The following is an 11,760-nucleotide window of genomic DNA, read 5'->3' as shown; positions in this document are numbered from 1 at the left end:
AACGCCGCCGACTGTGGGCGGGGGAATCGTCACTCCCACCCCCGCAGCCGATCTATTCGCTCAGCTGTCGAACTGATCCGGATGCGAATCCCGGCCCGGCTCAGGGTTATTCGATTCGAGCCGGGCCGGACTGCGCCTTCACCGGCGATGTAGCCGATTGCCGATCAGGCGGGCGGCGTGTGGCCTTGCGCCTTCATGGCGAGGTCTTGCCAGTTCGACCAGGTCTGGAGTCGGTCGGCGTAGACCTGGGAAACAATTGGGTTGCCCTGGGCACCGAAGAAGACCCGCAGGGGCGGGTTGGGCGAGCCGACGATCTCGAGGAGCGCCCGGCCAGCAGCGGCCGGGTCGCCGGACTCGAGTGCCTGCGCTTGGGCCGCGAAGGCTTCGCGGAGACCGGCGTAGTGGGGGTCGGCCTCGGCGTGGACGGCGCCCGCCGCGCCCTCGGTGGCGTACGAGCCGGGCTCGACCAGGGTCACCGCGATACCGAAGGCGGCAACCTCCTGGGCGAGCGATTCGCTCAGACCTTCGAGGGCCCACTTGGAGGCGTGGTACGCACCACCCAGCGGCCAGGCAGCCAAGCCGCCGACCGAGGAAATCTGGATGATGTGCCCGCCGCCGTTCGCACGCAGCTGTGGCAGCGCGGCCTGCACGACCCACACCGCGCCGAACAGGTTGGTCTCCAACTGATCTCGAAGTTGCTGCTCGCTCAGTTCCTCGACAGCGCCGAGCAGGCCATAGCCCGCATTGTTCACGACGACGTCGAGACGGCCGAAATGCTTTGTAGCACGCTCAACAGTCGCGAAGACTCCTGCCCGATCGGTCACGTCCAGGTCCAGGGGAAGGATGGCCTCGCCGTAGGTGCCGACAAGCTCTGCGAGGCTGTCGGCATTCCGGGCGGTCGCGGCCACCATATCGCCGTTGGCCAGCGCCGCCTCGACGAAGTTTCGGCCCAGGCCGCGAGAGGAACCGGTGACGAACCAGACCTTGCTCATGATGTTCTACCGTTCTTTCTGCGGTGATGTTCCGTGCGGCTGCACCGAACGACCATGAGACGCCGACGACCGGATCGCCGTAACGGCACGGCGATGTGACGTGCACCACCACCGTCGAGCGCCTCTCGCAAAGTGACTTATCTCACGTGTTGTTACATCGTGGTGATGGGAGGTGTCTCGAGGGCATGACTGAGCACAACAGCACCTGCACGAGGGTCGTCGTGATCGGTGGCGACTACGCCGGAACCGGGGTGGCCAACCGCCTGCGGCGGCGCGGCAAAGCCACCGCGGTACGCCAGCTGGTGATGACCGGCGCGAAACAGGTGGCCACGATTCTCACGACCTTGTTGCGCCCGATCCAGCGCCGGCCGGACACGCGGATCGAACCGATGATCTGCAACAGCGAGCCCGCGGTGGCCATCTATTCGGGTGACCTCCTCAAGGCCGTCCTCGTACTCGACATTGCCGACGGCATGGTCATCAACGGTTACGCCATCCGCAATCCCGACAAACTCGCCGCTCTCGCGAGCGCGCGCACTATCACCCGCAATCCCGGCATCCCATCCCCGCTCCAGGAGTGACCAACCATGGCAACCACGATCGAACGCAGCGAACTGACCGGTGACTACCTCCTCGATACCGCCCACACAAGGATCGGGTTCATCGCCCGGCACGCGATGGCCACGAGAGTGCGCGGAAAGTTCGCCGAGTTCGAGGGCAGCGCACACCTGGACGGCGAGGAACCGTCGAAGTCGAGCGCCCAGCTCACGATCCAGGCGAGGAGCATCGACACTCGCAACCGGCAGCGTGACGATCTGCTCGGCAGAAAATTCCTGAGCGTCGACGACCACCCGATAATCACCTTCACCATGACCGAGGTGGAGCAGTTCACCTCGACCAACATCATCGTCACCGGTGATCTGACCATTCGCGGTGTCACCAGGGCGGTCACCGTGGACTTCGAGCCGACCGGTGTAGACCGCGACAAGCAGCGCATCCTCCGGGTCTGTTTCACCGGCAGCGTCACGATCAACCGCAAGGATTGGGGCGTGCATTGGAAGGCGGCCACGGGCATGGTCAGCCCCAAGGTGACGCTGGAGTTCGACGTTGCCGCGATACGGCAGTACTGAGCAGCAAAACCCGACATCGGCATTTCACGAGTGTGACGCGCGGCACCGCGAAGGCGCGTCACGAAAATGCTGCAGGGCTCGTCCAAGGGGGCGGGCCCCGCTGCCGCGGGAATGCCGATACGAGAGGAGAGTCGAATGGCGAGTGACGGGACAGTACACCGTCGACGCCGGTGGTTGGGAGCGCTGTCGACGATCGTCGCGCTGGTGTCCGTCAGCGCGACGATGTCGCGGGCGGACAGCCCGGCGGACCGCAGCACAGCGTCTCCGACTGTCGTTGGCGGGCAATTCGTCGAAACCTCGGTGGCGCGCTTTCATTTTCTGAAGACCGGCGAGGGACCGCCCATCGTGCTGCTGCCGGGCGGCGCGCTCTGGTCGTACACCTACCGCGACATCATGCCCGCGCTCGCCGCCAGCCACACCGTCTATGCGGTCGACCTGCCGGGTTCAGGGTTCACCACGCTGCACGATCCGGATTTCGGATACGACGTGCGAGCGATGACGGAGTCCTTGCGCCAGTTCATCGCGGCGGTGGGCCTGACCCGGGTCTCCGTGCTGGCGCATTCCCTCAATGGTTCTGTCGCAGTGGATTTCGCTGCGCGATATCCCTCGGGGGTGGATCAGCTGGTGCTCATCTCACCGCTGGTGCTGGATACCGAGCTCAATGCGAACCTCCGGCTGATGCGCATGCCCGTCGTAGGTGAACTGGCCACACGGGTGATGACCGAAGACATCTATGTGGCGGGATTGCGCGGAGCGTATGCACACCCCGAGACGTTGACGACAGAACTGGCGCACACGTACTGGATTCCGCAGAGCCGCGCCGAGAACCGCACAGCGATGTGGCAGCAGCCACGCAATCTCGATCCGGCCGAGGTGCAGCGGGAGGCGGGCATGGTCAGAGCGCGGACACTCATCCTTTGGGGAGAACTGGATAGTGTCGTCGACCCGTCGCAGGCACAGCCGCTCGCGCACCTGATCTCCGGGTCGACCTTGCGAATGCTCGCGGGCGCCGGCCACAACGCCCACGAGGATGATCCAGTCGCTGTCACTGCGGAACTGACCGAATTCCTCGGCCCCTGAGGATCGAGGGGCACCCAGGAAGACGCCGACTGTGTGGTGTGGTAGCTGTCGGCAGCGTGGGACCTCACCGCCGCATGGGTGCTGCTCCCCGCGGGCACGGCCGCACGGTTCTTCGACATGTACGCGCAAGCGGACGAGGCGGCGATCCTGCGCGCCCGCGGGCTGGCCGCTATGAAGAGCCTCTTCCTGATGCTCATGGGGCAGAACGGAGATCGTGGCCTCCCCGGCGGCAAGCCGAACTGGGGACCTGCAGGCCGGGCGGCACTTGATCGTGTTCTGAAGGGTGTTTGAAGCACACTTCTTTGCTTTGAACAGCGCACGCGTTCCCCGGCGAATTCGATGCGGTGCCAGTGGAACTCGCGATCGAGCGGCTCAGCCTGGTTTCGAGGCGCATTCCACCGACACCGATGCGATGGCAGAACATGAGCTCGTACCTGAATCGCCGGACAACCCGGACAGCAGGGTTGCCTGACGCACGCATTTTCCGAAACTCGAATGACAACATTGTCACGAAGACGAAATTCGTTGCAACGGAAGACGAAACAATGTTATCCACCGCAAATAAGTAAGGCTCCGACTGCATCGTCCGCAGCAGCGACAAAAGGCGTAAGCTCAATCCATTCGGTGTCGATAACATCGAAATGTTGATGAACTATTAGCAGGCGACGGCGAAAGGATGCCAAGTCGACCGAACGTCCCACGCCCGAGAATTGTCGACTCGACACCGCAACCGAGGAGGCAGCATGACAGTGGTCCAGAACTTCATCGACGGCAAGCTCGTCGACTCGGTCGGTGGTGCGACGATGGCGCTCGTCGACCCTGCCACCGGTGATCGGTACGGCACCGCCCGGCGTCCAACGAACAGGACATCGACAACGCGTACGCGGCGGCGGCCAGGGCGTTCGAGGACTGGAAGCGCACGACGCCGTCGCACCGCCAGAAGGCGCTGTTGGATTTCGCGGACGAATTGGAGACTGCCGCCGACGCGCTTGTCACGGCCGAGGGCCGCAACACCGGCAAACCGAACCACATCACCTCGGCCGCGGAGATCCCGCAGATGCTGGACCAGACCCGATTCTTCGCGGGAGCGGCACGGGTACTCGAGGGCAAGTCGGCCTGCGAGTATCTGGCGGGCCATACATCGTGGATCCGCCGGGAGCCGATCGGCGTCATCGGGCAGGTGACGCCATGGAATTACCCGATGATGATGGCGATCTGGAAATTTGTTCCCGCGATCGCGGCAGGCAACACCGTGGTGATCAAGCCGAGCGACACCACTCCGGTGACGACGGTGATGTTGGCCGAACTGGCCGCCGAGCACCTGCCGCCGGGCGTGCTCAACGTGGTCACCGGTGACCGGGTTGCCGGTGCGGCGGTGGTGGCGCACCCGACCCCGCACATGGTGTCGATCACCGGTTCGGTGGCAGCGGGCCGTGCCGTCGCGGAATCGGCCGGTGCCCGGCTGAAGCGCACGCATCTGGAGTTGGGCGGCAAGGCGCCGGTAATCGTGTTCCCTGACGCCGATATCGCCGCTGCCGCCAAGGACATCTCGGCCTCGGGCTATTTCAACGCCGGGCAGGATTGCACGGCGGCCACCCGGGTGCTCGGTCATGCGTCGGTGGCCGATGATTTGACCGCGGCGCTGGCCGAGCATGCAGGTACTGCCACAACGACATTCGGCAAGCCCGCCGATGACAGCGACGCCTGGGTGCCACCGGTCAACAACGCCAACCAACTACAGCGGGTACTCGGCTTCCTCGATGCTGTGCCAGATCATGCTTCGGTCGTGGTCGGCGGACACCGCCAAGGCGACCACGGGTATTACGTCGAGCCGACGGTCATCGGCGGGCTGCTCCAGCATGACCGGCTGAGCCAGAACGAGATCTTCGGCCCGGTAATCACCGTGCAGTCGTTCACCGACGAAGACGACGCGATCCGGTGGGCCAATGGCGTCGAATACGGGTTGGCGTCCTCGGTATGGACCAAGGATGTGTCGCGGGCGCTGCGCGTATCGGCCGCGCTCGACTTCGGCTGCGTGTGGATTAACACCCACACCGCACTGATCGCCGAGATGCCGCACGGCGGGTTCAAGTCTTCCGGGCACGGCAAGGATCTGTCGATGTACGGGCTGGAGGACTACACGCGCGTCAAGCATGTGATGGCCAAGATCGACTAGTGCCGCAAGGGCTCAGCCCAGCGCGCGGGTGAATCCCTCGACGAGTTCGTCCACCTGGTCGTCGGACATGACGAACGACGGCGAGATCTGCATTGCGCCCTGGCCCGCCGCGCGTCCTGAGATGCCGTGCTCCCGAAGGGTTTTCACGAAGGGTAGTCCCTCGGAAGGGTCGGCGAGCTGGATCGCGGCGACCGCGCCGAGACCGCTGCGGACCTCGGCGACGCGCGGGTGGTCCGCAAGCGGGGCGAGTTTGGTGTGCAGGGTGGATTCCAGGCGCTTCGCCTCGTCGAGCAGGCCTTCCTGTTCGACGATGGCCAGGTTGGCGAGGGCCGCGGCGGCGGCTCCGGCGTGGCCGCCGTAGGTGTAGCCGTGCCGCCACCAGACGCCGCCGCTGAAGAAGGGGGCGGCAATGTGCGGGGCGATGAAGACCGCGCCCATCGGGATGTAGCCGGAGGTGAGGCCCTTGGCGGTGGTCATGAGGTCGGGCTCGAGGTCGAAACGGCTTGCGGCGAACCAGGATCCGCCGATGCGGCCGAAACCGGTGACGACCTCGTCGACCACGAAGAGGATGTCGTGGTCGCGGCAGATACGGCGGACCTCGGCGAGGTAGCCCTGCGGCGGCAGGTAGACCCCGCCCGCGCCGATGATGGGTTCACAGAAGAATGCGGCGATGCGCTCCGCCCCGATCTCCTCGATGAGCGCCAGCAGCGCCTTCGCATCGTCCCATGCGACGGTGCGGGCATCGGCCATCAGCTCGCCATAGCCCTCCCGGTTGACCGGGATACCCGCCAAAGCCGTTCCCGCGACATGCATTCCGTGATACGCGCGCTGACGTCCGACCACAATCGTCTTATCCGGCCGCCCCAGCTCGTGCCAGTAGCGGCGCGCGAGTTTCGCGGCGGTGTCCACCGAATCCGAGCCGCCGGAGGTGAAGAAGATCTTGCTGCCCGGCACGGGTGCGATGCTTGCCAGCTTCTCCGCCAATTCCTGAGTGGCCGGCTCGGTGAAATCACCGAAGTTCGAGTAGTGCGCGACCGTACGCAGCTGCGCGGCAACCGCATCAGCGATCTCCGCGCGACCGTGCCCGACATTGGTGAACCACAGCCCGGCCGTCGCGTCCAGATACCTGGTACCCGCCTGGTCGTAGACGTAGGCACCGTCACCACGCGCCACAACGAACGCACCGTCGCGTTCGACCGCGCCCATATCGGCGAACCCGTGCCATAGCGCACCCATATCTACCACCTCTACTCGACAACCAGATCGCTTCGTCGCTCCCCCGGCTCTTCCACGCCGCAGACCAGCCGGGCCCGCGTTCGGCCGCTCGGACAATACCGAGCGCAACCGGGGCCAGCACCCAGTCCACGATCATCACGATAGGCATGAGGCGATGCGGCACGTCATCCACCCACCCCGGTTCATCTCCCACCGACATTGATGATGGTGAAGGCCCACTTTGTGGATCGCGGTCAGCGGGCTGCCGACCTCGGCGCTCGCGCTCACCGCATCCGGATTCCGTCACCCGTGATCAGCGGTGGTCCTGCCTCGCTGATTCGCGACACGTCGCCGTTCGCCCCTGCCCCGAGGGCGGCGACGACCACTGCGAGTAGGGCGAAGACGCCGGTGCGGATGAGCAGGCCGAGGGTGAGGGACACGTAGCCCTGCTCGCGCGGGTCGATGAAGGGCTACGGGTACCAGTCGACAATGGGGCCGCGGATGAGGGTGTACGTGCCATACCGGGCCGGGTGGATGAGCCAGGCGCCGATGAGTGCGCGGGTAATGCCCAGGGGCACCGGGACCAGGATCCACAGTGGCGCGGTACCAGCTGTCATCGTCGGATCGTCCCACATCAGAACCGCTTCGATCGGTGAACCGGCCGGCGCGAGCGGCACAGTGTCGCCGGTGTGCGCACCGGATGCCCACGCCCGACGCGGATTCGGCGCGCCGGCTTCCGCTACCCTGGTGAACGCAATGACCAGGACAGCCGACGCGAATCTCCGCGAGCTTCGGACCCGCCTGGCCGCCGTAACCCTCCGCGATGAACACCGGTTGCGCCGCAACCTGGATCGGGCCCGCGGTGGCGATCTCACCGACATCACGGCCGAGATCGCGGCGGCCGAGCAGCGCGTCGAGGCCCGCCGCGCCGCGGTACCCGAAATCCGCTATCCGGAACAGCTGCCGGTCTCCGCGCGCCGCGACGAGATCGCCAAGGCGATCATGGATAACCAGGTCGTCATCGTGGCCGGTGAGACCGGATCGGGTAAGACCACCCAGATTCCGAAGATCTGTCTGGAACTCGGCCGGGGCATCCGCGGCACCATCGGGCACACCCAGCCGCGCCGCCTGGCCGCGCGCACCGTCGCCGAGCGCATCGCCGAGGAATTGGGCACCGAACTGGGCGATGTCGTCGGCTACACCGTGCGTTTCACCGATCAGGCCTCCGATCGCACACTGGTCAAGCTGATGACCGACGGCATCCTGCTCGCCGAAATCCAACGCGACCGACTGTTGCGCCGCTACGACACGATCATTATCGACGAGGCGCACGAACGCAGTCTCAATATCGACTTCCTGCTCGGCTACCTGAAGCAATTGCTGCCGCGCCGACCGGATCTCAAGGTGATCATCACCTCGGCGACCATCGATCCGGAATTGTTCGCCCGCCACTTTGCGAAGCAAACAGATAACCCAAGCGCGGACCAATCGGGCACTCCCGCACCGATTGTCGAAGTATCCGGCCGTTCCTATCCGGTCGAAATTCGGTACCGGCCGCTATCGCTGGAGCTACCCGTCGCCACCGATGACGACGACGAGGACACCCGCATCGTGGACCGCGACCCGGTCGATGCCATCGGCGACGCGGTGCGCGAACTCTTCGCCGAGGGCGACGGTGACGTGCTGGTCTTCCTATCCGGCGAACGCGAGATCCGCGACACCGCGGATGCATTGCGCGACCTACAACTGCCGCGCACCGAGATCCTGCCGCTCTACGCCCGACTGTCCACGGCCGAACAGCATCGCGTATTCGCCCCGCATCCAGGGCGACGAGTTGTGCTGGCCACCAATGTCGCCGAGACCTCGCTGACCGTCCCCGGCATTCGCTACGTCATCGATCCCGGCACCGCGCGGATCTCCCGCTATTCGATGCGCACCAAGGTACAGCGTCTTCCGATCGAAGAGGTTTCACAGGCATCGGCCCGCCAGCGCGCAGGACGCTGCGGTCGCGTCGCCGACGGCATCTGCATCCGCCTGTACTCCGAGGAAGACTTCGAATCTCGCCCCACCTTCACCGAACCGGAGATCCTGCGGACCAATCTGGCCGCCGTCATCCTGCAGATGACCGCGCTCGGACTCGGCGATATGGAGAAGTTCCCCTTCGTGGAGGCGCCCGACCGCAGGGCCATTCGCGACGGTATCGCACTGCTCGAGGAATTGGGCGCGCTGGCAGCACGCACCACCCCGAAACCGGCTCGGCGGCAGGCCGATTCGATGTCGAAAGACCAGTCGGATGGCGCCGCGGCCGAACGGATCCGAGCCGAGCAGGTGTCGGATGCGACGCTGACCCTCACCACAACCGGGCGTGAAATGGCCCAGATCCCGGTGGATCCGCGAATGGCGCGCATGCTGGTCGAAGCCCAGCGCAATGGTGTGCTCGCGGATGTGCTGATCATCGTTGCGGCGCTGTCCATTCAGGATGTGCGCGAGCGTCCCGTCGACCATCAGCAGGCCGCGGACACCAAACATGCCCGCTTCGTGGTCGAGGGCTCGGATTTCCTGGCCTACCTGCGGTTATGGGAGTATCTGACTGAGCAGCGGAAGTCGCTGTCGGCCAATCAGTTCCGGCGCATGTGCCGTGACGAGTTCCTGCACTACCTGCGGATCCGGGAGTGGCAGGATTTGCACGGACAGTTGCGGACGATCACTCGGAACCTCGGGTGGTCGGCGCTCAGTGACGGTTCCCGTTCGGAGGAAAGTGGTTCGCGCCGTGGGCGATCCGCCACCGATGGCTCCGGCGGTGGACCGCGGCGTGACGCGGACCGCTCTCGCGCGAGAGCAAATCGCCGCGGTCGCGACAGCTCCGCCGTTGCGAAACAACAAGCCGCCGAGACACCCGAAAATGATGGCACCCCATGGGATTCGACCGCCATCCACCAGGCACTGCTGGCGGGCATGCTCTCCCACATCGGCGTCCGCGAGGCCGAGACCCGCGAATTCCTTGGTGCCCGCAATGCCAAGTTCATGATCTTTCCCGGCTCCTCGCTGGCGAAGAAGCCGCCCCGCTGGGTGATGGCGGCCGAACTCGTCGAGACCTCCCGCCTCTGGGGCCGGATGGCGGCCCGGGTGGAGCCGGAGTGGGCCGAGCGCTTGGCCGGAGATCTGGTGAAACGCACATACTCCGAACCGCATTGGTCGGCCAAGCGCGGCACAGCGCGCGCCTACGAGCGGGTCACGCTGTACGGCGTGCCGCTGGTGGTGAGCCGCGCCGTGGATTACGGTCGGATCGATCCGGAACTGTCGCGCGAGTTGTTCATCCGACATGCCCTCGTCCAGGGTGAGTGGCAGACCCGCCACGAATTCTTCCACCGCAACCGCGAACTCCTCAACGATGTCGCCGATTTGGAGCACCGTGCCCGTCGCCGCGACATCCTCGTCGACGATGAGGTGCTGTTCGAGTTCTATGCCGAGCGCATCCCGGCCGATATCGTTTCGGTGCGCCATTTCGACGGCTGGTGGCGCACCGCGAAGCGCAAAGATCCAGCACTGCTGGACTTCTCGACCGATACCGTGGTGAATGGGGCTGCGGCGACCCTCGACCCGACCGACTTCCCGGACGCCTGGCGCCAGGGCGAGTTGAGCTTTCCGCTCACCTACCAATTCGAGCCCGGCAATGACGATGATGGTGTCACCGTGCGGATCCCGGTCGAGCAACTGGCGCATGTGCGCGCCGTTGGCTTCGACTGGTTGGTGCCCGGTATGCGCGAAGAGTTGGCGACCGCGCTGATCAAGACGCTACCAAAGGCCCTGCGCCGCACCGTCGTTCCCGCGCCGGACTTCGCCGCGGCCGCCCTCGCCGCGCTGACGCCGCGCGCCGAGCCCCTGCGCACCGGCCTGGCCAGGGAACTGTCACGGCTGGGTGCGGTCACCATCACGCCGAGCGATCTCGACCCCGCCGCGCTACCGGACCATCTGCGCATGACCTTCGTCGCGATCGACGCCGGCGGCCAGGTCCTCGCGCGCGGGAAGATTCTAACGCAGTTGAAAACCACACTGTCCGAACAGGTTTCGGCCTCGGTGGCCCGCGCCACCGCGGGCGCGGAACGCGCCCCCGCCACCGTGTGGACCTCGGAATCGCTGGGGACGGTCGAGCCGACAGTTCACAGCGAGGTGGCCGGACAGACGGTCACCGGTTACCCGGCGCTGGTCCCCGAGAGCGAAGGTGTCGCGGTGCGTGTCCTGAGCTCTCCCGCCGAGCAGGCCGCCGCCATGCGCGCGGGCACGCGCGCACTGGTGCTCGGTGCGATTCCCACCTCCGTCCGCACCGTCACCGCGAGTCTGCCACCGCGGGATCGGCTTGCGCTGAGCCAGAATCCGTACGGTTCGCTCGACGCGCTCATCGAGGACTGCCGGGCCGCCGCCGCGGACGAACTGATCGCCGCCGCCGGTGGACCGGTGCGCAGTCCGAATCAGTTCGACGCTCTGATCGTGCAGATCCGCCCCGACTTCGTTTCCGCGGTGGCCCGTATCGTGCGTCTGGTCGTGCCGGTGCTGGCTGAGGCACACCAGGTTTCGTCCGCACTCGCCGAAACTTCCGAACGCGATATCGCCGACGATGTCCGCCACCAACTCGACGACCTGATCTTCCCCGGTTTCATCTCGGAGTGGGGCAGCACTCGGCTGCGCGAACTCCCCCGCTACCTGGCGGCCGCCCGCATGCGGCTGGCGTCGCTACCCGGCTCCGCGGGCCGCGACCGACAGGGCATGGTCGAAATCGACCGCGTCCTGGCCGCATACGACCGCCTCGGCAACGCACTGCCCGAAACCCGCAGGCACGCCCCCGATATCACCGAAATCTGGTGGATGATCGAGGAATTCCGCGTCAGCCTCTTCGCGCAGAAACTCGGCACGCCCTACCCGGTCTCCACCAAGCGCATCGAAAAGGCCATCGCCGCCATCCGCCGCTGATGTCCGTCGCGCGTCGGGGCTTGTCGTGTACCGGTAGTCCTGGGGCGCGTCGAGATACAGATAGCGCGGCCACCGACACCAGAGCCGACACTGGTCCACGCCGATAGCGACATGCTGCGGCAACTGGTTCGGCTGCTCGACACTGGATCGGTCACCATCTGTCCCGGGCAGGCGATGGGCAGCTTCGGCTGCTCATGTC

General features: G+C 65.8%; 7 protein-coding genes and 2 pseudogenes. 6 read left to right on the top strand and 3 right to left on the bottom strand.

Features of this window, described 5'->3' with window-relative positions:
* Window positions 1–164: 164 nt before the first annotated feature.
* Window positions 165–995: an SDR family NAD(P)-dependent oxidoreductase gene (locus AB0L63_RS04405; protein WP_364495617.1), complete on the bottom strand. Its 831-nt coding sequence runs from the start codon at window positions 993–995 to the stop codon at window positions 165–167.
* A gap of 182 nt (window positions 996–1,177) precedes the next feature.
* On the opposite strand from AB0L63_RS04405, the gene AB0L63_RS04400 reads away from it, so the two are divergent.
* The 5 genes and pseudogenes from AB0L63_RS04400 to AB0L63_RS04380 all read left to right on the top strand — a co-directional run bounded on the left by AB0L63_RS04400 (window position 1,178) and on the right by AB0L63_RS04380 (window position 5,378).
* Window positions 1,178–1,573, top strand: coding sequence for a hypothetical protein (locus AB0L63_RS04400; protein ID WP_364494455.1), 396 nt, complete (start codon window positions 1,178–1,180; stop codon window positions 1,571–1,573).
* A 6-nt stretch (window positions 1,574–1,579) separates the two neighbouring features.
* Window positions 1,580–2,122, top strand: coding sequence for a YceI family protein (locus tag AB0L63_RS04395; RefSeq protein ID WP_364494453.1), 543 nt, complete (start codon window positions 1,580–1,582; stop codon window positions 2,120–2,122).
* Window positions 2,123–2,257: 135 nt separating this feature from the next.
* Window positions 2,258–3,202 carry an alpha/beta hydrolase gene (locus AB0L63_RS04390; RefSeq protein WP_364494450.1) on the top strand — a complete coding sequence of 315 codons (945 nt, stop codon included), beginning with the start codon at window positions 2,258–2,260 and terminating at the stop codon, window positions 3,200–3,202.
* 117 nt (window positions 3,203–3,319) lie between these two features.
* A complete protein-coding gene (locus tag AB0L63_RS04385; RefSeq protein ID WP_364494447.1) occupies window positions 3,320–3,493 on the top strand; it encodes a hypothetical protein in 174 nt (57 codons plus the stop codon).
* A 452-nt stretch (window positions 3,494–3,945) separates the two neighbouring features.
* Window positions 3,946–5,378 (top strand): annotated as a pseudogene (locus tag AB0L63_RS04380) (aminobutyraldehyde dehydrogenase).
* Window positions 5,379–5,390: 12 nt separating this feature from the next.
* Here AB0L63_RS04380 and AB0L63_RS04375 read toward each other — a convergent pair.
* Together AB0L63_RS04375 and AB0L63_RS04370 are read right to left on the bottom strand one after the other, a co-directional pair.
* Entirely contained in the window at window positions 5,391–6,614 is a 1,224-nt protein-coding gene (locus AB0L63_RS04375) for an aminotransferase class III-fold pyridoxal phosphate-dependent enzyme (RefSeq protein WP_364494444.1), read from the bottom strand.
* A gap of 263 nt (window positions 6,615–6,877) precedes the next feature.
* Window positions 6,878–7,135 (bottom strand): annotated as a pseudogene (locus AB0L63_RS04370) (Pr6Pr family membrane protein); the annotation flags it as partial.
* Window positions 7,136–7,349: 214 nt separating this feature from the next.
* Here AB0L63_RS04370 and hrpA point away from each other — a divergent pair.
* Window positions 7,350–11,561 (top strand): ATP-dependent RNA helicase HrpA, encoded by a 4,212-nt coding sequence (gene hrpA / locus AB0L63_RS04365; RefSeq protein ID WP_364494441.1) that lies wholly within the window; start codon window positions 7,350–7,352, stop codon window positions 11,559–11,561.
* Window positions 11,562–11,760 lie beyond the last annotated feature (199 nt).

The sequence above is a fragment of the Nocardia sp. NPDC051990 genome (assembly GCF_040680755.1).
Lineage (GTDB): Bacteria > Actinomycetota > Actinomycetes > Mycobacteriales > Mycobacteriaceae > Nocardia.
Note: the sequence above shows the minus strand (reverse complement) of the source record. Positions and strands in the feature narration are given on the sequence as shown.

Bases quoted from the DNA above. Each gene is read 5' to 3' on its own strand.
- hrpA (WP_364494441.1), top strand. From the start codon at position 7,350: ATGACCAGGACAGCCGACGCGAATCTCCGCGAGCTTCGGACCCGCCTG.
- AB0L63_RS04385 (WP_364494447.1), top strand. From the start codon at position 3,320: ATGTACGCGCAAGCGGACGAGGCGGCGATCCTGCGCGCCCGCGGGCTG.
- AB0L63_RS04375 (WP_364494444.1), bottom strand. From the start codon at position 6,614: ATGGGTGCGCTATGGCACGGGTTCGCCGATATGGGCGCGGTCGAACGC.
- AB0L63_RS04400 (WP_364494455.1), top strand. From the start codon at position 1,178: ATGACTGAGCACAACAGCACCTGCACGAGGGTCGTCGTGATCGGTGGC.
- AB0L63_RS04395 (WP_364494453.1), top strand. From the start codon at position 1,580: ATGGCAACCACGATCGAACGCAGCGAACTGACCGGTGACTACCTCCTC.
- AB0L63_RS04390 (WP_364494450.1), top strand. From the start codon at position 2,258: ATGGCGAGTGACGGGACAGTACACCGTCGACGCCGGTGGTTGGGAGCG.